Raw genomic sequence first — 20,539 nt, 5'->3', positions numbered from 1 at the left:
GCAATGAGGCAGTACGAAAAACTATAAATATCCGTGCCTTACACCTTTTCTGTCACGAAGCGATCCATCCTTTATGTAATAAAAGATCCGCACCGCTGTTAATTTTCGGCCCCTCCTTCCAAATTCGCACCGGGTGTCCTTTCTTCTCGCAGCTTTGCTACTTCCTTAAGTCCCACATGTACTTTCAAATTTGTGGCAGCATTGTCCCACCCTGCTTCTGGGGTAGTATATTGAAAAACCCAAGATGAGCCACCATAACCGCTGCGCCTTTCGTACCCCACAACAGAAAATTCATACAACTTAGAGATAGCCTCGTCTGGACTTAACAAATTCCCCGTGGACTTTCTCTTTTCATACTCCACTCTGAACTGATCGATCTTGAATGTTTGCGTGGCAAGCTCAGAAAAAGCTTTCAATGCATCCTCCCAATATTGCCAATGAGGAATAATTTCATCCTTCAATTCTTGCTTTAGGTAGGAAGAATATTTTTCACGAGCACCAACAATATCCCGATTCTCCAAAATTAGCGGTACATCCTTATCGAGATCGCGTTTTACTGCCAATTTTAGGGCTATATTAAGAAAGCTAATAACATCTCTTGGGCGCAGAAATGTACGCGCAAGAATATGCGCCCATTTCTTCTGTGATCCACGCATTAGGCTTGGCGAAGAAATAGTATCCCAATTAGAACTACTTCCGATGATCGCCTTAATACGTTCGTTAATTAGGTCGGAAAGAGAACTCGAATCCCACTCAAGGTTAAGGGTTTTCCCTTGCGAAATTTTATTTTTATCAGAAAAGTTCAGACCTTCCCAAAGATCTGTACGCAAATAAACAATTGGCACACACTTCACGAAATTAAGAGCCGTTGTACGAGACACTTCACGCGCAGCGACAATCAACCCTATCAACAAGTTTTTCCGAGCATCATCAAGTACAACTAAACCACGATCTAGCTCATCAAAATGTAGATATATTTTTTCAACACCTACTTGCGCACCTAGTGATTCCACTGCAGATAAAAGCGCATCAGTCAGAGCTTTCAATTCACGCCCCGCATCTCCATTCGTACGCTCTAGGGTAACGCTCCCTAGTTTACTTCCCATAACTTGAGGCTCGAATGAAGCTTTAGATAGCATTAATTTCCCGGGCCGAAGAATATCACCGAGTTCCGGCGACAATCCGCCATAATTTACAGTAAAAAACTCAGCAATAGACTTTGCCTCCTCGGTCTCCAGGTCAATATTTGGCTGCGCCAACAATAACGCAGCTATTTGAGTCGCAATAAGATAACGCCAAGACTCCACATATGCGTCTACTTCATTTACAGAAGAATCAGCTCTTTGCTCGTGAACTTTCCAAGGGTATTGACCAAGAGTTAAGCCGCGAGAATTTAATCCACTTTGACCTTCAGTAAAGTGCCGTACCAGAGCAGTCTTACCAGACCCTTTGCGACCTAAAACCAGTAATACTTTGCCATCCAAAATTTCTTTAACTGCGGGTGTTTTCAAGAAATAGTTTAAAACGGCGTCGTCTTCCGCAGCAATATCCCCAAAACTGGTCATTTTCCTTAGGCAGAGAGGTTCGAGCCGGGAAATTACTTTTGGAAGAAGAGGCCATTCGCTAATATTAGCTTGCGAAGGATTGGCATTACTCATTTTCCAAGCTAAAAGATTATCTCGCTCTTCAACATCAGAATTTATCGCCACCCAGTCCAAAACCTCTGACCGATCACCATGATTAAAATCCATATTTTTTGCCTCTGTCAAATTTAAAAAATATTACCGGAAAATTTTATTTATCCAATTTAAAACCAATCCCAATCGAAAGTTCGTCACTCCAAAGCCAGGTCTACAATTCTGACACAGGCCCAGCTATGCAAATACCAAGCTGAAGTCTCTGCGTACGGGCCCTATTCACTTGCTGACCAGACTTTGCAACCGTTTCCCTACACTTTCCGCCAACACCCTCAAACCTTCTTCATTGTTGAGGTATTTAACGTAGCGGATGTGGCGGAGATCGAACGGAATGTCGGTCTCATGCTGCGCAATCAGGATCACATCCTGACCTAGCGCATGCGCGATCCCAGCTTCATAAAAGACATTCGCGTTCTTCCCGGTCAGATCGCATATCACAATTCTCGCACTCGCGATAAGCTTCACAACATCTTGGATAAGCACATGGTGCTCCCATATATTGTCGGCACGTAGGCATCGCATCCCGGCTGCACTTACTACGCTTTGCAGCACTGCAAAAACTCCATTAAACCCGCCATCGAATGGCATCATCACCGAGACCAAATTTGGATCGACTGGTTCTTGGGGTAAGGTAAAGACTGTTGGCTGCCGATGCCCCAAGCCTTCAGTGTACAAAACACGAAAGAGATCGGCGTCCTTGACTGCCCAATGATTAGTGTGAAAATCTCCCCAGGATCGCCTTCCCGCAGGCACGAAGTTCAACTGAGGGCCGAGTGATTCAAGGACATCATTGGCAATAGGGGGAATGTTTGAATCGAGTAGGTACTCGATGTGGTAATTCGAATCGTCGCGCCTGATCTTGGTGATCGCGCCAACCCGAGCAAAAGCCCGAAAAGCCGGGTCACTACTGGACTCGTTCGTGATAACCAACGGCAATGACATCAAGGCAGGTTGATCAAGCACGCCTTCAGGGGCATACTTCATCTCTATATCAGTGTTGGTACATCCAAAAACACGGTCTTTTCCCAATGTGACAATACCACGCGATGAAGTAATGTCTGAAGCAATCACCAAAAAGTTAAACATCAATTGTTCCTTTCTTTGTATCGCTAACAGAATCCAGCCGAAGTTGCTCAGACGTTGACGTTACGCCACCTTCAGGCATCAAATCGGTATGCGCAGTATGCAGACAAAACACGCAGCAATTATAATATGCATAAGAAGGTAAATCATTTGCACACTATTTTTCCTTTTTTCGTCCGCTGCCGGCCACATTAAAAGTCTGCGGCCCAATGATGTTCCCCACGAAATTTTGTCCAATCTTGCCGTGGGTTTCGACGTGTGGGGCATTCCCTGCTTGGGATGCCGGGGGCGTTGGCGAGCTCATGCCGCTAATCATCCCAAGTACGCCTGCTTTCCCGCGAACGTCCATACTTCGATAGCCAGTCAACAGTTCATGCTCGTCCGCAGGCAACGCTGACAGCGCATGTTCTCCTGTCAGCAAATACAACACATCTACTCCAGCCGCAGCAACGGCCGCCAAATAGTCAGAATCTGGCGTACGGGAGCCGTTTTCATAGTTGAACTGGGCACCTTTTTTTACCCCACCAAGAGCAGCGAACTCGTCCTGATTGAGGCCAAGGCGCTTCCGTTCTTCCTTAAGACGATCAAAAAAATACTTCATTTGAGTACAAATACCTTTCCAAATCACTCAAATGAGTGATATATTTACGCCATTCCGTAGCGATTACAGATCATAACATTATGAATAATTTGTCAAAAGTCGGACGCATTACCAAAGGCGTCACCTCCCAGCCGCTTGGCGTTCGTCTGGCCCCTGACGAGGTAAAGGAAATCGAAACTCTCGCCGCAGCTCAACAGCGGTCACGCGCATGGCTCTTGCGCCTCCTGATCCTGCGCGGCCTCGCCGACTACAAGCGCGAACTCGCATCCAAACCCACCCACTAAGGACAACGTCATGTACCCCGATGCAAAACGTATCCGCAGCCACCGCGTCATGCTGCGCCTCGACGACTATGAGCACCAGCTCGTTTCCTCGATCGCCAATTACCAGGGCGAAGAGCTTGCGGTGCTGGTTCGCCAGATCGTGATGCGTGAAGCCCTGGCCGTGATCGCCTTGGATGACGCCACCATCGACAGCGTACAGCGTCGTAGCGTTTAAACCGAGTCACTTTTGAGCAACTCTAAAGTTACAGAAAATGCCAGACCATCAAATTAACCTCAATGACGAAGAGCGCGCGGTGCTGGAACTCGTGCGCCAACGCCAGGGGCTGGCAAGTATCGATCAGGCGGCTGAATGGCTCGTCAAGTCGCGCTTACGCATACAGTCAAAAAACATGACGGGTCGCGGTCGCGCCCTGTACCAAGTGGAAAGAAAGCTGAAATGAGAGTCATCGGCCTGCCCTGCCCGCATTGCGAATACACCGTCCGCGCCGTCAAGAGCCGCACGATGTCCGCCATGTTCAAGGAAATCACCTATATGTGCCAGAACCCGGACTGCGGGCACTCCTTCGTGGCGGGCCTGGAAGTGCTGCGCACCCTCTCGCTGTCCGCCATGCCCAAGCCGGATATCCGCATCCCGATGTCCCAGCATGCGCGCACGGCGGCCACCAGCCAGCTGGCCCTGGACCTGACTGCGGGCTGCTGATGACTATCCCAATCCTCGCGCCGCCGTAGCCCGGCCGCTGTAACTCCCCCTCTTTTGCTGTGTCCTGCAGCGCTCCTTTTTGAGCGTGCGGGATTCGTTCAACCTGAAATAAGGAAAACCGATGGAAAACACGCTGCACGCCACCAGTCATGCCGACAACTCCCCGGCCCCGAATACCGCCCGCCCGGCCCTACAAAAATGCGTCGTGCCTGTGGCGCCGACCTGCTTCCTTCTGCACGCCAACGCTGGCACCAGCGTCAAGGAACTGTCCGCCTATATCCGCGAGGTTGCCAAAACCTACCACGCCTACGGCGCGGCCAATATCACCTTCATCATCAGCGACCTGCATGCGCTGCAGCTTGGCGGCTTCTTCATGCCGGACAACCAGCGCGCCATGGTCGGAGAGCTGCCCATTGTGCTGTGCTACATGTTCGCCAGCGAAGCAGGCGTCGTCTACTCCAGCAACAACTCGTTGCGCACGCTGACCTACTGGGCCAAGTACTTCGCCAAGGAATGGGCACGCTGATGCTGCGCCTGGCCAAAACCTGCGGCATCTGGCTGCTGTCGCTCCTGATCGTCATTACCCCTGACGTTTTGCGGGCCATCGGCGCCATCAAGGACTGAACCATGCCGGCGTCCCTTATCGACAACCACCTGTCCTTCCAGCCTGCCGCCGAGATTCTGGCCGCGCGCGACAAGGTTTTGAGTGTGTTGAACTCGTTCAAACCCAAAAAGAGGAAGTTAATGAAAGAGAATCTGAAAACATTCTGCAGCGGTCTGCTGACCGGATTGGTCATGTTCGCGCCAGTGTTGATGTCTGCCTTTGGCTGGATCAGGGGGTGGTGATGCGCAGCATAACCAATGAATTGGTAGCCGTCGCAGCAGTCGCCGGCCCTACTCTAACCAAGCAAGAGCTGGAAACCAGGGCGTTTCTGGCCGAAATGGACGCTGTGTCCGCGCAGATCAATGCAACACCACGCGAACAGCGCATGGAACGCTCTGCGGCAGTGCTGGCGATGATCGCCAAACCGGCAGACGTCGAGGCTATCCGCGCCGCCTACTGGACGCGTGTACCGCTGGCTGCTCGCATGGTAGCCGTCATGTCGGCGCGCATGCCAAAAGAGCGTGCGCGCGACGCCCTAAATAAATTCAATGCATTGGAGCGCGGCCGCATCTGGGTCGAACTGGACAAGCTGCAAGGCAATCTCAGTGTGGTCAAGAAATGTATGAATGGCGGGCGCATGCCTGAGACAAGTGGGAAGGTGCATTGATGCTTTCCATGGGCATACCGTCACGCATGGCCGCCGCCGTGCAGAGCATGTTCGGCGGCTTGAACGTGCCGCGCCAGCGCGTAGTCGATGCCGTGCTGGCCGACGATCAGCGCCTGCCGCTGGCCGACAGCAATGGCGCCATGACTGGGCCAGGTGCAATATCGGTGGCCGCCTTGCAGGCCGCCCGCGAGTGCTACGAGGTCTGCGCGCGCCTGCATGATGAGCACGCCATCAAGGCGGCAATTGATGCGATATGCGCCAGGCGCGGCGTGCTGCCGCCTGACGATAAGAAGACGATAGGCGGCTACATCGCGCGCGCAGCAGATCACGCATGGTGGCGCCGCGCACTGCGCAAGGAATTGATGCGTCGCTTTGAGCACACGTCGATCCAGCTGGGCCTGACCTACGTGCGCGCTGATCCGTATGTCAGCCGTGAAACGTGCCTGGCACAAGCGGCGCAAAACGAGGCAAACCAGAAGGCACTGGCAGCCGTCACGGCCATCAACGAGCACGGCGACGTCTACAGTCTGGCCGAACTGGCCGCGCTGGGCATGGGCAATAAAACCCTGCGCCGAGGCGAATTGATGCTGCGCATACGCGGCTTCGAAGAAGTGGCCGACAAGATGCGCCACGTCGGCATGTTCTGGACGGTCACTTGTCCCAGCAAATACCACTCGGTGGGCGGCACGAACGCGAAGTACACGGAATTCGGCAGCCCGACGCCGCGCGCGGCGCAGGCCTATCTGGCGGACGTATGGAAGCGTATCCGGTCATCGCTGCACCGTCGCGGTATCCGGCCATACGGCTTCCGAATTGCTGAGCCGCACACGGACGGATGCCCGCACTGGCACATGCTGTTGTTCGTCGCGCCTGAGCACCAGACCGCGATGGAATGCGTGATAAGCGCCTACGCCATGCATGAAGACCGTGACGAGCCGGGCGCCATAAAAAACCGCGTCAAGCTGGTGAGGATCGAGGCCGGAAAAGGCACGGCGGCGGGCTATATCGCCAAATACGTCAGCAAGAACATCGACGGCGCCGGGGTGGGGGATCACAAGGTATTCGAGGACGGCAGAACCTACGTCATCGCGCCCGATATGTTCGGCAATATGGAATTCACCGCCTCCCAGCGCGTCACGTACTGGTCGCAGGTGTGGGGCATTCGCCAGTTCCAGCAGATCGGCGGCGTGCCGGTGGGCGTGTGGCGCGAATTCCGCCGCCTATCGGAGGAGTCGGTGCGCAATGCGCCTGAGCCTATCCGCGAAGCCTATCAGGCCGCGCAGAAAGTGGAGTCCGACAATCCGGCCATCGCTCAGCGCGCCGACTTCGCCCGCTTTATACGGGCCATGGGCGGGCCTACCGTGGGCCGCCAGGCCGCGATACAGATTGCCAAGCGGGTAGAGGGCGTCGAAGGGCGCTATGAGCAGGTGGAGGCGCACAGGCCGGTAGGCGTGTATCTGGCGGCGCAGCCGCATGCGGTCTATGAGTCCACCCGCTACCGCTGGACGATAGACCGGGCCGGGGTGGCCCTTGCCGTTCCTCGGACTGGTGTAAATAACTGTTCGCGCCCGGCATGGGCCAAGAAAAATCCGATCGAAAATCCGATCGGGAAAAATAAAAATTTTGCTCCGTCCTTCTATGTTGGGCGGAGTTTTGATAGGGAGGGCGCGCCATGCGCCCGGATTGATACCGAAGCCATCTATCTGCACCACAAAAAACGGCAGCCAGGCGGGCCAAGCGCGCATTTGGCGCATCTGCAACGCAAATATAAAAAGGAGTGATACCCATGCAAACACCTGAATTTTCTCGGCCGGTCTCGATTGGTGACCGAGTGACCTTCGATACCGACGAAGGCTACCAGGCCGGCACCGTTAACGCCCTGCGCCGCGACGTGGGCAATGGCGAGCTGCATGCGTGGGTCGAGCTGGACCACCAGTGGGCGGGCATGTTCCGCGCCGTGCCGTTGGCCGCCATTGAGGCGATCAAGAAAGCAGCAGCGCCTGTCGGGTGCCCAGCATGAAAGCGGAACGCACATTGCCTGCCGTGGCGGCCTTGTTCGAGGACGCCGACTATAACGAATTTTGCAGGCTAAGAGACTTCCGCAAGATCGGCGCCGAAGTTCCCCAATATACCGAAGCCGAAGCGTTCGCCTTGGCAACGAGCAAAAGCAAGGCATGCAACCCCGCCATAACGAAAGCGGCATCCAATGAATAACCTTTTTGACAATTCGATCCAGTCCGAAACCCTGACTGCTGAAGAGCTGGAAACCATTTCAGGCTGCTGCCGGAAAGTGGATCAGATCAAATGGCTGCAGCAAAACGGCTGGACCTTCATCAAGAACCGCGCCGGCGCGCCCATCATCGGGCGCCTGTACGCCAGGTTGCGCTTGAGCGGCATCAATCCCGCCAGCCTGGTGAGCACGCCGGCCTGGGCGCCGGACCTGTCCAAAGTACGTTAATAGAAAGAGAACAATGCGACCTAAGAGCACTGGCTACAAACTTCCACCGCGCATGCTGCGGCGCGTGCGCAAGCTGAAATCGGGCGAAACGTGGACCGGCTATTACTACAATGGCCGGGACGACGCCGGGAATCGGAAGGAATACCCACTGGGTACGGATCTGGTCGAGGCCAAGCGCCTGTGGGCGGAATATGAGTGCAAACCAGTCCCGACCGACGCCACGCTCATGGAGTACGTGTTTGCGCAGTACGTCCGTGACATCCTGCCCGGCAAGGCCCCAAGCACGCAACGCGAAAACTCCAGCTCGTTGAGCCAGCTTCGCCCGGTCTTCGACAGCGCGCCCATCGACGCCATCACGCCGCAGGACATTGCTCGCTACCGCGACGCGCGCAGCGCCAAGGTACGCGCCAACCGCGAAATCGCGTTGCTGTCGCATGTGTTCAATATGGCAAGGGAATGGGGCTACACGAAGCGCGAGAACCCATGCCGGGGCGTGCGCAAAAACAAAGAGGTGCCGCGCGACTTTTATGCCGACAAGGCCGTGTGGGACGCAGTGCGGAATGCAGGCTGTGAAGAGCTGCAGGACGCCATGGACCTGAACTACCTGACCGGCCAGCGGCCTGCGGACGTGCTCAAGATGCGCGACGGCGATTTGAAGGATGGGGCGTTGCAGGTGCGCCAGGGCAAGAGCAACAAGCTGCTGCGCATCGTGCTCGAGCACGACGGCATCAAGTCCGAACTGGCGAAGGTCATCGAGCGCATCCACGCGCGCCCGCACCGGCCGCGCACCACCTTCATTGTCGCGCTGCCGAACGGCTTCCAGGTCAAGAAGTGGCATTTGCGCCTGCGCTTCGATGGCGCCCGGAAAGCTGCGGCGGAACTGGCGCTAAAGGCTGGCGACGAGGAGCTGGCCAGCCGCATCAAGGCTTTCCAGTTCCGCGATATCCGGGCGCGCTCCGCCAGCGACATTGCCGACCTGGGCGCCGCCAGCTCCCTGCTGGGGCATAGTGAAAAAGTCATCACGGAAAAGGTCTATCGGCGCATTGGCCAGGCTGTCCGCCCTACCCGCTAGCGGCGAGTTGCGGAAACCATTTCCGCAACTTAGCGCTAAGTTGAAAATGAAGTTTTACATCAGGGATTGTTCAGGCGACGGCACAAAAAAAATAAGCCCTTGATAATCAAGGGCTTATTTTCATATTTCTGGCGGAAGCGGTGAGATTCGAACTCACGAACAGTGTAACCCGTCGCTAGTTTTCAAGACTAGTGCCTTCAACCACTCGGCCACGCTTCCTGATGGCAGCATTATACATAAAGCTCAGTGGCTTACCAATGGCTAGTACTGTCGTGGTCTTATTTTCCCAGCGGCCGGGGCCGGGGGCTATACCTGCGCAGACACAAAAGCAGAAGCCTTACAGCCCCCAGTTTTCCCGCAGCGCCTTCTCGAACTCCAGCGCTGGCAACGGGCGCGAGAACAGATAGCCCTGCACTTCGTCGCAGCCGGAGCTCTTCAAAAACGCCAGTTGCTCGGCCGTTTCCACGCCTTCCGCGATCACTTTATGGTGCAGTTGCTGGGCGATGCTGATGATGGTGCTGGCGATGGCGCAGTCGCTGGCGTCTGTCGGGATGCCGGTGGTGAACGAGCGGTCGATTTTTAGCGTGTCGATGGGGAAACGCTTGAGGTAGGACAAGCTTGAATAACCGGTGCCGAAGTCGTCCAGTGACAGGGCCACGCCAAGCGCCGTGATGCGGTCCATGATGCCGATCACGCGCTCGATGTTGTGCATCAGCGTGCTTTCCGTGATTTCCAGTTCCAGCCAGGCAGCTTCCAGGCCGTAGCGGGCCAGGGTCGCCGCCACCCTGGCGGGCAGGGCCGAGGTGAATTCGCGCGCGGAGACGTTGACGGCCAGGCGGATCGGCGGCAGGCCCGCCAGTTTCCACGCCTGCGCCTGGGCGCAGGCCGCTTCCAGCACCCATTCGCCCACTTGCACCACCAGGCCCGTCGATTCGGCCAGGGGAATGAACTCGGCGGGCGGGATCATGCCGTGCTGCGGGTGGTGCCAGCGCACCAGCGCTTCGGCGCCGATGATGCGGCCGCTGCCCAGCGCATATTTCGGCTGGTAGTGCAGCAGCAGTTGCTGTTCCGATAATGCCTGGCGCAAGCCTATTTCCAGGCGCATGCGCGCCTGCATGCCCAGGTTCATGTCCTGGCTGTAGAAGGCCACGCTTTCCGCTTCGCCGCCACTGTCCTGCTTGGCGCGGTACATGGCGATGTCGGCCAGGCGCAGCAGGGTTTCCGCGTCCTGCCCGTCTTGCGGGTACACGCTGATGCCGATGCTGGCGCCCACGCGCAAGTCGTGGCCTTCGATCAGGAACGGTTGCACCAGGGAAGCGAGCAGCTTTTGCGCCACCAAGCTGGCCTCGAAGTGCTGGCCGATGTCGAACAGGCCCACGGCGAACTCGTCGCCGCCCAGGCGCGCCACCAGGTCCTGGTCTCGCAATACCTTGCGGAAACGCAGCGAGACCTGACGCAGCAGTTCATCGCCGATGCGCCGGCCCAGGGTGTCGTTGATCAGCTTGAAACGGTTCAGGTCGATGAACATCACGCAGCCAAGCATCTTGCTGCGCTGCGCCACGGAGAGGGCCTGGTCTACCAGCTTGGCCAGCAAGGTGCGATTGGGCAGGCTGGTCAGCGGGTCGTAGTAGGCCAGGTGGTGCAATCGCTCTTCGGCCAGCTTGCGTTCCGTGATGTCCGTCAGGTAAGCGATGAGTCCGATGGGTTTGTCGTCCATGTCCTGCAGCGGCGACAGGGACAGGCTGGCCCAGAATATTTCGCCGGACTTCTTTCGGCGGCGCACCTCCATCAGGCGCCCTCCCTGCTCCAGGAAGGCGTCGTGGAAGCCCGTATCTTCGTCGTCGTACAGGAACAGGATGTTGCGCCCCACGGCTTCCACCGAGGTGTAGCCGAACAGGCGCTCGGCGCCCTTGTTCCAGCTGGTGATGTAGCCCGTCAAGTCCATCGTCAGCACGGATTCGTGCAACTGGTCGAGGATTTGCGTCTGCTGCGCCAGCAAGGCTTCGACTTGCGCAAACGCATGGGTCGAGCGTTGCGCCAGCGAATGCACCTGCAACACGCCGGCCGTCAGCGAGGCCAGGCTGGCCAGGTGGCGACGGTCGGCGTCGTTGTACAGGCTGCGCCCCGCCACGCTGTAGTGGCCGAAGCAGTGGCCGTCAAAACTGATTTCCTGCAGCAAGGCAGGCGTGTCGCTGGAAAAAATCGCGGACGATGCAGCGGCGTCCATGCTGCCCGCAGGCAGAAACTGGCCATGCGGGCTGGCCATCACGGCGCTGGCGATACGGCCCAGCTCAGCCACCAGCGCGGGACCGCGCAAACGCACGACGGCATCGCACAGGGCGGCGCTGTCACCGAGGTAATCCGACACCGGCAGCAATGTCATGCTAGAGGTTCCGGCTGACCTGGATGGCCCATTGGTAGGCCTGTAGCAGGCTGCGCCAATAGGTTTCTCCATCGATGCCGGCACGGCGCAAGCCTTCTGGCAGCGGCGTGGCGCTTTCGACCAGCGCCAGCAAGGTGCCCAGCTCGCCATTGCGTTCCAGCAAGGCGTCGTTGACTTCGGGTGCCAGATTCAGTGTAGCGATGATCTCTTCCATCGGCATGCCCAGCAGGACGTCGAGCAGAGAAAACACGCCCGCCATGAAGGCCAGGTCTTGCGCATCGCGGTCGCCGCCGCGCAGCTGGCACAGCGCTTCCATCTGCGCCGCGCGCACGGCCGCCAGCGGCAGCAGCGCGTGGATCTTGCCATCGTCCTGTTGCCGCGCATACAGCAGCAGTTGCAGCCAGCGCTGCAGCTGGCGCCGGCCCAGCAGGGTGATGGCCTGGCTGAAGCTGGTAATCGGCGCCGTGAAACCGAAGGCGGCCGAATTGACCAGTTTTAACAGATGATAGCTGAGCGATGGATCCTGTTTGAGCGGCACTTCCAGCTCGTGCGCGTCGGCATCGCGGGCCAGCAGGCCCAGCAGCGCCAGCAAGCGCCGGCGCGAGGTAGCGTCTTCCGGCTCGCTTTGCTGGCGCGCATGTCGCAAGGCGTAGTCGCCGGCAAACCAGCTCACGCCGATTTCTTGCAATGCGGCAAGCTGGCCCGCGTCGCCGATGTTGTAGGCCAGGTGCGGCCCCGGCAAGGGCAGCAGTTGATGCAGGGCCGGGCGGGCGCCCGCCGCGTCAAAACTCAGCGCGCGCGCGTCGACCTGCGCCGCCACCACGGGACCGGCATCGGCGCCATCGAGCAGGATGCGATAGCCGGCGTCGCGCCATTGCTGGCATTTTTTCTGGATTTGCTTGTCGCCGGCAAACTGCGCCGGCAAACGGAAAATGGTGCGTTGCGGCGCCAGTTGCGCCAGCACGGCCTCGTCCACGCCATGCGGGTCGGCCAGGGGAATGATGCAGTCGAGCGGCGCAAGGAAGGCATACGCATCGGCAGCGGCCAGCGCCGCCAGCAGCGGCGCCGTCGAGGCCTGCGGTACATGCAAGGTGACAGCGACCCACTCGTTATGAGCATTGGCCACTGCTTGTAATCCCACCAACGGAAACAGGTTTGATTCAGACGCTGACATCGGTATCTCAGTGTGGGTAGGGCGCCATAGTAAATAAACTGACCAGCATTGGCAACCCTGGCCCGACAGGGATGCCATTTCGACAGCGAGAATCATTCTATCCGAATCTCACCCGTGAAACAGTTTAATTTTGGCAATAAATATTCAAAAAAAACACTCCCCCCGGGAGACCCGCCTGTCATGCGGGTTTGAAAAAAAACACTGTGACGCCAGCGCCGTTCAGGCGCCGCCGCCATGCGCATGTTCGACCGCATATTTGATCAATTCAGCCTGCCCTTCGATGCCCAGCTTGCGCTTGATGTTCAGGCGGTGCGTCTCGACCGTGCGCACGCTCAGGTCCAGGTCGCGGGCGATCTGCTTGTTCGACTGGCCCGCCGCGATGTGTTGCAGCACTTGCTGCTCGCGCGTGGTGAGGAAGGAATCGTGCACTTGCGGGCGCGATAACTGCCGCGCCAGGGCCGCGCTGTAATAAATGCCGCCGGACATCACCGTCTCGATGGCGAAGACGATATCTTTCCCTGGAGCATCTTTGAGCACATAGCCGCGCGCGCCGGCGGCGATGGCTTGCGACACATATTCAAGCTTGTCGTGCATGGACAGGATCAGCACCGCAATCTGCGGAAACGCCTGCTTGAACAGGGCCGTCGCTTCGATGCCGTTGATGCCGCGCATATTGATATCCATCAACACGAGGTCCACCTGGTGCGCACGCGCCTGGGCCAGGGCTTCGTCGGCGCCGCCCGCCTCGGCGACCACGTCGAAATGCGCCACCGCCTCCAGGCGCGCGCGCAAGCCGTCGCGCACAAGGGGATGGTCGTCCACCAGCAGGATGTTGATCGTCTTGGTCATGTCTCGGTATCTGTCAATCAGTGTGTGGGTGGAAGGGCGAGCCGCGCCAGCACCAGGGTGCCGGCCGGCGACGAGGTGATGTGCAGGCTGCCGCCGATGGCTTCCATGCGTTCCGTCATGTTGCGCAGGCCGATGCCGCGCTGCGGATGCAGGGCGATGCCGTCGAAGTCGAAGCCGCCGCCATTATCCTGGATGCGCAATTCCACCGCCTTGCCCGCCTCGCGCAAACTCACTTCCACGCCGCGGGCGTGGGCATGGCGCTCGCAATTGGTCAGCGCTTCCTGGGCGATGCGGAACAAGACGGTATTGACCATGTCGGGCAAGCCCTCGCCCGCCGCCGCCGGGCTGGCCGTGAAACTGGCTTGCGCGCTGCTGCTGTCGTTAAATTCATGCACCAGGTGGTCAAGCGCGGCGGCCAGGCCCAGGTCGTCGAGGATGGCCGGGCGCAGGTTGTGCGAAATGCGCCGCACCTCGCCCAGCACCTTGTTCAGCTGCTCGGCGGCCCGCTCGAACGTGGCCGGCGCCTTTTCTTTCTGCTCGGCATTACCGGCCAGGCGCGCGATGCCCGCCTCGATTTGCAGCTTGATCGACACCAGCCACTGGCTGATGCCGTCATGCAAGTCGCGCGACAGCCGCGCCCGCTCCTCTTCCTGCGATTCCACCACGCGCTGCGCCAGTACTTTCAGCTTGGCGTCGGCCACGCGCAATTCGCGCAGGTTCAGCACCAGGCCGCAGGCGGCCACCAGCAGGGAACCGAGGATGGCGATGGCGGCGATCAGCTCCATGGTCGAGCGGATATTGCGCGACTGCTGGGCGTCGACCTTGGCCAGCGCCTGGTCCACGTCATCCATGTAAATACCGGTACCCATCATCCAGCCCCATTCCGGCATCAGGATCACATAGCCGAGCTTGGGCGCCGACTTGTTGCTCGAGGGCTTGATCCAGTTGTAGCGCTCGAAGCCGCCGCCGCTCCTGGCGCGCTGCATCAGGCGCTGGATGGTCAGGTTGCCGTCCGCGTCGCGCAACTCCCACAGATTCTGCCCCACCAGCTCGGGCTGGCGCGGATGCATCAGCGACTTGCCCTGCAAATCATAGATGAAGAAGTAGCCATCGTCGCCATAGCTGAGGGCAGACAGGATGCGCTTGGCTTCCTCTTGCGTGGCGGCATCCTTGCGGCCCGAACCATATAACGAGGCGATGGAATGGCTGGCCAGGGTCACGTAATGCTTGAGTTCGGCTTCCTTGCTGGCCAGGTAGGCTTGCTGGATGGTGGCGCGCTGCTGCTCGGCCAGGGTAATCGCCTGGTGCCGCACGGCAAACGCGATGGCGCACAGGGCAAGGATGAGCGGCGTGATGGCCAGGAAGATGACTTTCTGTCTGAGTTTCATGGCCTGGCGCGCTCCGGCGGTGTCGATGCTGGTGGGAATGCGTGATTTTACGTCGCGGCACGGCAATCGGTCTGCGTAGTAATACTGAGCGTTACTGCGTAGTCGTGCGCTTGCGGCAATTATACGATTCCTGAATACTTGCCATAAGCTGCAAATACACCAAAAGTCACATCAAACTGGCGACGACCAGGACCCGCAGCACACATCATCGCACGGCACAGCGCCCGTCAATCTCTGGAGGAAGCATGAACCGCATTTTCAAACAGCTCGGCTGGGCAGCGCTTGCGCTTGCCGGCGCCGGATCCCTGGGCGTCGTCGCCCTGCAACGTGGCGAACCGATCAGCGCAATCTGGATCGTCATCGCCGCCGTCTGCGTCTACCTGATCGCCTACCGTTTCTACAGCCTGTTCATCGCCGACAAGGTGCTGGGCCTGGACGCACGCCGCATGACGCCGGCCTTCAAGCACAACGATGGCCTCGACCACGTGCCGACCAACAAATATGTGCTGTTCGGCCACCATTTCGCCGCGATTGCCGGCGCCGGCCCCCTGGTCGGCCCCGTGCTGGCCGCGCAGATGGGCTATTTGCCCGGCATGCTGTGGATCTTGGCGGGCGTCGTGTTTGCCGGCGCCGTGCAGGATTTCATCGTGCTGTTCATTTCCATGCGCCGCGACGGCCGCTCCTTGGGCGACCTGATCAAGGCTGAACTGGGCGAAATTCCCGGCATGATCGCCCTGCTCGGCTGCTTCATGATCATGGTCATCATCCTGGCCGTACTGGCATTGATCGTCGTCAAGGCGCTGACCGGTTCGCCATGGGGCAGCTTCACCGTGATGGCGACGATTCCCATCGCCCTGTTCATGGGCGTGTACTCGCGCTTCATCCGCGTGGGCCGCATCGGCGAAATTTCCATCATCGGTTTTGTGCTGCTGATGCTGGCCATCATCGGCGGCCAGTATGTGCAGGAATCGGCCGTACTGGGCCCGATGTTCACGTTTACCGGCACGGAACTGACGTGGATGCTGATCGGCTACGGCTTCATCGCTTCCGTCCTGCCCGTGTGGCTGCTGCTGGCACCGCGCGACTACCTGTCGACTTTCCTGAAAATCGGCACCATCCTGGGCCTAGCCATCGGCATCATCGTCGTCGCGCCTTACCTGAAAATGCCGGCCATGACCAAGTTCATCGACGGCTCCGGCCCGGTCTGGTCGGGCAATCTGTTTCCCTTCCTGTTCATCACGATTGCCTGCGGCGCCGTCTCCGGCTTCCACGCGCTGATTTCCTCGGGCACCACGCCGAAGATGATTGAAAACGAAAGCCACGCCCGCTTCATCGGCTATGGCGCCATGCTGATGGAATCGTTTGTTGCCATCATGGCCCTGGTGGCCGCCTCGACCATCGAGCCGGGCATCTATTTCGCCATGAACAGCCCGGCCGCCCTGATCGGCACGACAGCCGAGTCCGCCGCACAGGCGATCTCGCAATGGGGCTTCTATGTGACGCCGGAAATGCTGACGCAAACGGCCAAGGATGTTGGCGAGCACAGCATCATCTCGCGCGCGGGCGGCGCACCGACCCTGGCGGTCGGCATGGCGCAGATTCTCTCGGGCGCCATCGGCGGCAAGGCCATGATGGCCTTCTGGTATCACTTCGCTATCCTGTTCGAGGCGCTGTTCATCCTGACGGCCGTCGATGCGGGCACGCGTGCGGGCCGCTTCATGCTGCAAGACTTGCTGGGCAGCTTCGTGCCAGCGCTGAAACAGACGGAAAACGTCATCGCCAACCTGCTGGCCACGGGCCTGTGCGTGGCGGCCTGGGGCTACTTCCTGTACCAGGGCGTGGTCGATCCATTGGGCGGCATCAACACCCTGTGGCCGCTGTTCGGCATCGCCAACCAGATGCTGGCAGCCATCGCGCTGATCCTCGGCACCTGCGTGCTGTTCAAGATGAAAAAAGGCCGCTATGCGTGGGTCACCATCACGCCGACCATCTGGCTGCTGCTGTGCACCCTGACGGCGGGCTGGCAAAAGATCTTCGACGCCAATCCGCGCGTCGGTTTCCTGGCGCATGCGAAGAAATACTCGGCGGCGCTCGATGAAGGCACCTTGCTGGCGCCAGCCAAGTCGGTGGCACAGATGCAGCAGATCATCTTCAACGATTACCTGGACGCCGGCCTGGCCGCCTTCTTCGTCATCGTCGTGATCAGCGTGCTGTTCTTCGGTATCCGCACCATCATGAAGGCGCGCGCCGACAGCCAGCCGAGCACCAAGGAAACGCCGTTCCAGGCCATGCCCACGGTGCAATGATGATCGATGAAATCATCAAGGCTGGACGGTATCTGGGGCAAAGCATGCGGCTCATGTGCGGCTTGCCCGAGTACGACACCTATGTGGCGCACCGGGAAGTGACCCATCCCGGCGAGCCGATGATGACGTATGAAGAGTTCTTCCGCGAACGGCAGGAAGCGCGCTATGGCGGCGCAGGAAAACGCGGAGGGTGTTGTTAAGTCCTGTGTTGTTGCTCAGCAATAATTTGAGGGCGGTTCTGCGGGACCGCCCTATTTGTTTCATCTCGTATAAGTTCCCCTCCCCTCTCCTCCCTTAGACCCACATCAATATCTGGGTGTGTCTTCACGTCTATATTTTTCCAATAGGAATTAAAAAACAGTCAAGGGATAGCCAGGAGAAGCGCCGCCACCATGTTCAATTTCCAACGCTCCAGCATCAGCCAGAAGCTGACCATGATCTCGGTACTGTCGTCAGGCTGCGCGCTGCTGCTGGTGTTCGTGGCGTTTGCACTGACGTCCGTGCTCAACCACAAGAACGATGAAGGCAAGCAACTGTTGTCGCTGGCGGGCGTGATCGGTGCGGCCGGCGCGGTGCCCTTGCTGGTGGGCAAATCGGCACAGCCGCAGGCGGAGCAGGTGCTGGCCGCGCTGGCCGCGCGCGACGAGGTGGCCCAGGCGGCCCTGTTCGACCGGGGCGGGCGCCTGTTCGCCCTGTACCGCGCGCCGCAGCATGCGGACAGCCTGGCAGCGCCGGAAGACATGGACCCGGCCCTGCTGGCCGACATGGCCGTGCAGCCCGTCACGCAAGGTGCGGGCACGACCCTGGCGCCCGCCATGCGCCTGTACCGTCCCGTCTACCGGCCCGGCGAGGGGCAACAGATCATTGGCGCCGTGCTGATCGAGGCAGACCTGAACCACATGTGGCGCGACATCGGCCGCCACGTGGGCGCCATCGGCGGCGCTACCGTGCTGTCCTTCCTGATCGCCGTGTTCCTGGCGCGGCGCTTCAAGAGCGTGATTGCCGAGCCGATCACCAAGCTGATTGATACAGCGCAAAAAGTGTCGAGCAGCCAGACCTACAGCCACCGCATCGCGCACCAGCGCAGCGACGAGCTGGGCGTGCTGATCGACAGCTTCAACGACATGCTGGCGCAGATCGACAGCCGCGACAGTACCCTGGCCAATTACCGCGACCAGCTCGAGCGCCAGGTGGGCGTGCGCACGGCGCAGCTGGAAAAGGCCAAGGATGCGGCCGAGGCGGCCAGCCAGGCGAAGAGCGCGTTTCTCGCCACCATGAGCCATGAAATCCGCACACCGATGAATGGCGTGCTGGGCATGACGGAACTGCTGCTGGCCAGCCCTTTGAGCCCGCAGCAGCGCCACTACACGAGCATGGTGCAGCGCTCGGGGCAGAATTTGCTGGTGATCATCAACGACATCCTCGACTTTTCCAAGATCGAGGCGGGCAAGCTGAGCGTGGAATACATCCGCTTCAATTTCCGCGAATTGCTCGACGACATAGAACACGTGTTCGCGCCGCAGGCGCAAGCAAAAAACATCAGCCTGGAATTCGATATCGCGTTTGACATTCCCATCGCCATCTGCGGCGACCCGAACCGTTTGCGCCAGATCATCGTCAATCTGCTGGGCAATGCCATCAAGTTCACGGAAACGGGCAAGGTCACCGTGAAAGTGACCGTGTGCAGCGAAGATGCGCCCAGCGTGGGCTTGCGCTTCGAGGTGCACGACACGGGCATCGGCGTGTCGAGCGAGGCGCAGACGCGCATCTTCGAATCGTTCTCGCAGGCCGATGGTTCGACCACGCGCAAGCACGGCGGCACGGGCCTGGGCTTGACGATCTCGAAACAGCTGGTGGAGCTGATGGGCGGCACTATCGGCGTCGATAATGCTTTAACGCAAGGATCGATCTTCTGGTTCGAAGTAAATTTCGATAAGCGGCGGGTCGACAACGATGACCCGTCCTTCAACCTGAAAACCACACGAGGGTTACGCGCCTTGATCGTCGACCACACCCCCGCCACGCGCGCCGTGCTGGAGCGGCAGCTGGCCAGCTGGCACATCGGCTGCGACAGCGCCGGCACGGCCAGCGACTGCCTGGGCAAGCTGCGCGCGGCCGCACAGGCAGGCACGCCGTATGCCGTGGCCCTGCTCGACATGGAATTGCCGCGCACCAGCGGCCTGGCCCTGGCCGCCACCATCAAGAGCGACCCGTTGCTGGCCGACCTCAAATTACTGCTGCTGAGCACGGAACAGGCGGCGGCCGATCCCGTGCAGCGGCGCGAGGCGGGCGTGGCCTTCCAGCTGATCAAGCCGGCCCGCGAATGCGACCTGTTCGACTGCATCGTCACGCCGCCGCGCGCCAGCGAGGGCATGCGCATCCATCCGCCGCACGCGGCGCGTCAGGTGGGCCGGCGCCAGCGCCGCCGCGTGCTGCTGGCCGAGGACAATCCAGTCAACGTGGAAGTGGCGCTGGCCATGCTCGACAGCCTGGGCCTGGACGTGGTGTGCGCGCACAACGGCGAAGAAGCCTTGCAGGCGGCGCAGGCCGAGGATTTCGATCTGATATTGATGGATTGCCAGATGCCCGTGATGGACGGCTTTGCCGCCACGGCGGAAATCCGCCGCCATGAACAGCAGTGCGGCCACGCGCGCGTGCTGCCCATCGTCGCCATCACGGCCAATGCGCTGCAGGGTGACCGCGAAGCGTGCCTGGCGGCCGGCATGGACGATTACCTGAGTAAACCTTTTACGCAGCAGGACCTGGGCCACACGATTGCGCGCTGGATCGCCCTGCCGCGCGCGGCCACCGTGCACCACAGCGTGGCGCCGCCGGCGCAAACACCGCCAGCGCCTGTGGAAGTGCCGCCCGAACCGCCGCCCGAGGTAACGCCGCCATCGGCCGCCCCGTCAGCGGGCCAGCCGGTGAACCGGCAGGCGCTGGAAAACATCCGCGCCCTGTCGCGCACCGATGGCGATGCGCTGCTGGAACGGGTCATCCTGGCTTTTACCAGCGAGACGCCGCGCCAGTTGAGCGCCATGCGCGCAGCGATTGCCGGCGCGGATGCGCAAGCGCTGCGCAAGGTGGCGCACAGCCTCAAGTCGGGCAGCGCCAACGTGGGCGCCGATGGCCTGGCGCAGCTGTGCAAGGAGATGGAAAAACTGGGCCGCGCCGGCAGTACCGAGGGCGCGGCTCCCCTGCTGCAGCAGATGCAGCAAGCCTTCCTGGCCGTACGCGAATCGCTGAGCGCCATCCTCGTGAAGGAACACTGAC

Annotated in this window: 22 protein-coding genes and 1 tRNA gene; 15 read left to right on the top strand and 8 right to left on the bottom strand. The window is 59.5% G+C overall.

The features are described from left to right. Positions 1 to 98 precede the first annotated feature (98 nt). The 3 genes from FJQ89_RS26105 to FJQ89_RS26095 all read right to left on the bottom strand — a co-directional run bounded on the left by FJQ89_RS26105 (position 99) and on the right by FJQ89_RS26095 (position 3,381). A complete protein-coding gene (locus tag FJQ89_RS26105) occupies positions 99 to 1,751 on the bottom strand; it encodes a P-loop ATPase, Sll1717 family (protein ID WP_141172282.1) in 1,653 nt (550 codons plus the stop codon). 165 nt (positions 1,752 to 1,916) lie between these two features. Next, positions 1,917 to 2,783, bottom strand: coding sequence for a hypothetical protein (locus FJQ89_RS26100; RefSeq protein WP_141172281.1), 867 nt, complete (start codon positions 2,781 to 2,783; stop codon positions 1,917 to 1,919). Between the two features lie 154 nt (positions 2,784 to 2,937). After that, positions 2,938 to 3,381: a helix-turn-helix domain-containing protein gene (locus tag FJQ89_RS26095; RefSeq protein WP_141172280.1), complete on the bottom strand. Its 444-nt coding sequence runs from the start codon at positions 3,379 to 3,381 to the stop codon at positions 2,938 to 2,940. 80 nt (positions 3,382 to 3,461) lie between these two features. On the opposite strand from FJQ89_RS26095, the gene FJQ89_RS26090 reads away from it, so the two are divergent. From FJQ89_RS26090 to FJQ89_RS26035, 12 genes are all read left to right on the top strand, one after another. After that, positions 3,462 to 3,665, top strand: coding sequence for a ribbon-helix-helix protein, CopG family (locus tag FJQ89_RS26090; protein ID WP_092612261.1), 204 nt, complete (start codon positions 3,462 to 3,464; stop codon positions 3,663 to 3,665). A gap of 10 nt (positions 3,666 to 3,675) precedes the next feature. Continuing rightward, positions 3,676 to 3,879: a hypothetical protein gene (locus tag FJQ89_RS26085; RefSeq protein WP_035820909.1), complete on the top strand. Its 204-nt coding sequence runs from the start codon at positions 3,676 to 3,678 to the stop codon at positions 3,877 to 3,879. 37 nt (positions 3,880 to 3,916) lie between these two features. After that, the gene (locus tag FJQ89_RS26080) at positions 3,917 to 4,105 is read left to right on the top strand and encodes a hypothetical protein (protein ID WP_046682347.1); all 189 of its coding nucleotides are present in this window, start codon (positions 3,917 to 3,919) and stop codon (positions 4,103 to 4,105) included. Then, positions 4,102 to 4,365, top strand: coding sequence for an Ogr/Delta-like zinc finger protein (locus FJQ89_RS26075; protein WP_071079002.1), 264 nt, complete (start codon positions 4,102 to 4,104; stop codon positions 4,363 to 4,365). The genes FJQ89_RS26080 and FJQ89_RS26075 overlap by 4 nt, the downstream gene beginning before the upstream one ends. 121 nt (positions 4,366 to 4,486) lie before the next feature. Continuing rightward, the gene (locus FJQ89_RS26070; protein WP_141172279.1) at positions 4,487 to 4,891 is read left to right on the top strand and encodes a hypothetical protein; all 405 of its coding nucleotides are present in this window, start codon (positions 4,487 to 4,489) and stop codon (positions 4,889 to 4,891) included. 101 nt (positions 4,892 to 4,992) lie between these two features. Then, entirely contained in the window at positions 4,993 to 5,211 is a 219-nt protein-coding gene (locus FJQ89_RS26065) for a hypothetical protein (RefSeq protein ID WP_141172278.1), read from the top strand. Beyond that, positions 5,211 to 5,636 (top strand): hypothetical protein, encoded by a 426-nt coding sequence (locus tag FJQ89_RS26060; protein WP_141172277.1) that lies wholly within the window; start codon positions 5,211 to 5,213, stop codon positions 5,634 to 5,636. Before FJQ89_RS26065 ends, FJQ89_RS26060 begins: the two co-directional genes overlap by 1 nt. Continuing rightward, entirely contained in the window at positions 5,636 to 7,417 is a 1,782-nt protein-coding gene (locus tag FJQ89_RS26055; protein ID WP_141172276.1) for a replication endonuclease, read from the top strand. Before FJQ89_RS26060 ends, FJQ89_RS26055 begins: the two co-directional genes overlap by 1 nt. 50 nt (positions 7,418 to 7,467) lie before the next feature. Then, positions 7,468 to 7,656 (top strand): hypothetical protein, encoded by a 189-nt coding sequence (locus tag FJQ89_RS26050; protein ID WP_141172275.1) that lies wholly within the window; start codon positions 7,468 to 7,470, stop codon positions 7,654 to 7,656. Continuing rightward, positions 7,653 to 7,850, top strand: coding sequence for a hypothetical protein (locus FJQ89_RS26045; RefSeq protein ID WP_141172274.1), 198 nt, complete (start codon positions 7,653 to 7,655; stop codon positions 7,848 to 7,850). Before FJQ89_RS26050 ends, FJQ89_RS26045 begins: the two co-directional genes overlap by 4 nt. Continuing rightward, complete coding sequence (locus FJQ89_RS26040) at positions 7,843 to 8,094, top strand: DUF4224 domain-containing protein (RefSeq protein WP_046682344.1); 252 nt, start codon at positions 7,843 to 7,845, stop codon at positions 8,092 to 8,094. Before FJQ89_RS26045 ends, FJQ89_RS26040 begins: the two co-directional genes overlap by 8 nt. A 13-nt stretch (positions 8,095 to 8,107) precedes the next feature. Further along, positions 8,108 to 9,166, top strand: coding sequence for a tyrosine-type recombinase/integrase (locus tag FJQ89_RS26035; RefSeq protein ID WP_141172273.1), 1,059 nt, complete (start codon positions 8,108 to 8,110; stop codon positions 9,164 to 9,166). A gap of 129 nt (positions 9,167 to 9,295) precedes the next feature. Here the strand turns inward: FJQ89_RS26035 and FJQ89_RS26030 are convergent. From FJQ89_RS26030 to FJQ89_RS26010, 5 genes are all read right to left on the bottom strand, one after another. Continuing rightward, positions 9,296 to 9,385: transfer RNA gene (locus FJQ89_RS26030), tRNA-Ser, on the bottom strand. Between the two features lie 118 nt (positions 9,386 to 9,503). Next, positions 9,504 to 11,549 (bottom strand): putative bifunctional diguanylate cyclase/phosphodiesterase, encoded by a 2,046-nt coding sequence (locus FJQ89_RS26025; RefSeq protein WP_141172272.1) that lies wholly within the window; start codon positions 11,547 to 11,549, stop codon positions 9,504 to 9,506. A gap of 1 nt (position 11,550) precedes the next feature. Beyond that, the gene (locus tag FJQ89_RS26020) at positions 11,551 to 12,675 is read right to left on the bottom strand and encodes an EAL and HDOD domain-containing protein (RefSeq protein WP_341474473.1); all 1,125 of its coding nucleotides are present in this window, start codon (positions 12,673 to 12,675) and stop codon (positions 11,551 to 11,553) included. A gap of 267 nt (positions 12,676 to 12,942) precedes the next feature. After that, entirely contained in the window at positions 12,943 to 13,572 is a 630-nt protein-coding gene (locus FJQ89_RS26015; protein ID WP_141172270.1) for a response regulator transcription factor, read from the bottom strand. Positions 13,573 to 13,589: 17 nt separating this feature from the next. Continuing rightward, positions 13,590 to 14,960 (bottom strand): cache domain-containing protein, encoded by a 1,371-nt coding sequence (locus tag FJQ89_RS26010; RefSeq protein ID WP_096234489.1) that lies wholly within the window; start codon positions 14,958 to 14,960, stop codon positions 13,590 to 13,592. A 245-nt stretch (positions 14,961 to 15,205) separates the two neighbouring features. On the opposite strand from FJQ89_RS26010, the gene FJQ89_RS26005 reads away from it, so the two are divergent. From FJQ89_RS26005 to FJQ89_RS25995, 3 genes are all read left to right on the top strand, one after another. Next, positions 15,206 to 17,266, top strand: a complete 2,061-nt coding sequence (locus tag FJQ89_RS26005; RefSeq protein ID WP_141172269.1) for a carbon starvation CstA family protein — start codon at positions 15,206 to 15,208, stop codon at positions 17,264 to 17,266. Beyond that, positions 17,266 to 17,466, top strand: a complete 201-nt coding sequence (locus FJQ89_RS26000) for a YbdD/YjiX family protein (RefSeq protein ID WP_010396213.1) — start codon at positions 17,266 to 17,268, stop codon at positions 17,464 to 17,466. The genes FJQ89_RS26005 and FJQ89_RS26000 overlap by 1 nt, the downstream gene beginning before the upstream one ends. A 192-nt stretch (positions 17,467 to 17,658) precedes the next feature. Next, complete coding sequence (locus FJQ89_RS25995) at positions 17,659 to 20,538, top strand: hybrid sensor histidine kinase/response regulator (RefSeq protein WP_141172268.1); 2,880 nt, start codon at positions 17,659 to 17,661, stop codon at positions 20,536 to 20,538. Position 20,539 lies beyond the last annotated feature (1 nt).

Source organism: Janthinobacterium tructae (genome assembly GCF_006517255.1).
Classification (GTDB): domain Bacteria; phylum Pseudomonadota; class Gammaproteobacteria; order Burkholderiales; family Burkholderiaceae_D; genus Janthinobacterium; species Janthinobacterium tructae.
This window is presented reverse-complemented; position numbering and strand designations above follow the sequence as displayed.

Bases quoted from the DNA above. Each gene is read 5' to 3' on its own strand.
- FJQ89_RS26095 (WP_141172280.1), bottom strand. From the start codon at position 3,381: ATGAAGTATTTTTTTGATCGTCTTAAGGAAGAACGGAAGCGCCTTGGC.
- FJQ89_RS26085 (WP_035820909.1), top strand. From the start codon at position 3,676: ATGTACCCCGATGCAAAACGTATCCGCAGCCACCGCGTCATGCTGCGC.
- FJQ89_RS26060 (WP_141172277.1), top strand. From the start codon at position 5,211: ATGCGCAGCATAACCAATGAATTGGTAGCCGTCGCAGCAGTCGCCGGC.
- FJQ89_RS26010 (WP_096234489.1), bottom strand. From the start codon at position 14,960: ATGAAACTCAGACAGAAAGTCATCTTCCTGGCCATCACGCCGCTCATC.
- FJQ89_RS26080 (WP_046682347.1), top strand. From the start codon at position 3,917: ATGCCAGACCATCAAATTAACCTCAATGACGAAGAGCGCGCGGTGCTG.
- FJQ89_RS26000 (WP_010396213.1), top strand. From the start codon at position 17,266: ATGATCGATGAAATCATCAAGGCTGGACGGTATCTGGGGCAAAGCATG.
- FJQ89_RS26045 (WP_141172274.1), top strand. From the start codon at position 7,653: ATGAAAGCGGAACGCACATTGCCTGCCGTGGCGGCCTTGTTCGAGGAC.
- FJQ89_RS26065 (WP_141172278.1), top strand. From the start codon at position 4,993: ATGCCGGCGTCCCTTATCGACAACCACCTGTCCTTCCAGCCTGCCGCC.
- FJQ89_RS26015 (WP_141172270.1), bottom strand. From the start codon at position 13,572: ATGACCAAGACGATCAACATCCTGCTGGTGGACGACCATCCCCTTGTG.
- FJQ89_RS26090 (WP_092612261.1), top strand. From the start codon at position 3,462: ATGAATAATTTGTCAAAAGTCGGACGCATTACCAAAGGCGTCACCTCC.
- FJQ89_RS25995 (WP_141172268.1), top strand. From the start codon at position 17,659: ATGTTCAATTTCCAACGCTCCAGCATCAGCCAGAAGCTGACCATGATC.
- FJQ89_RS26025 (WP_141172272.1), bottom strand. From the start codon at position 11,549: ATGACATTGCTGCCGGTGTCGGATTACCTCGGTGACAGCGCCGCCCTG.
- FJQ89_RS26105 (WP_141172282.1), bottom strand. From the start codon at position 1,751: ATGGATTTTAATCATGGTGATCGGTCAGAGGTTTTGGACTGGGTGGCG.
- FJQ89_RS26075 (WP_071079002.1), top strand. From the start codon at position 4,102: ATGAGAGTCATCGGCCTGCCCTGCCCGCATTGCGAATACACCGTCCGC.
- FJQ89_RS26055 (WP_141172276.1), top strand. From the start codon at position 5,636: ATGCTTTCCATGGGCATACCGTCACGCATGGCCGCCGCCGTGCAGAGC.
- FJQ89_RS26040 (WP_046682344.1), top strand. From the start codon at position 7,843: ATGAATAACCTTTTTGACAATTCGATCCAGTCCGAAACCCTGACTGCT.
- FJQ89_RS26005 (WP_141172269.1), top strand. From the start codon at position 15,206: ATGAACCGCATTTTCAAACAGCTCGGCTGGGCAGCGCTTGCGCTTGCC.
- FJQ89_RS26070 (WP_141172279.1), top strand. From the start codon at position 4,487: ATGGAAAACACGCTGCACGCCACCAGTCATGCCGACAACTCCCCGGCC.
- FJQ89_RS26100 (WP_141172281.1), bottom strand. From the start codon at position 2,783: ATGTTTAACTTTTTGGTGATTGCTTCAGACATTACTTCATCGCGTGGT.
- FJQ89_RS26035 (WP_141172273.1), top strand. From the start codon at position 8,108: ATGCGACCTAAGAGCACTGGCTACAAACTTCCACCGCGCATGCTGCGG.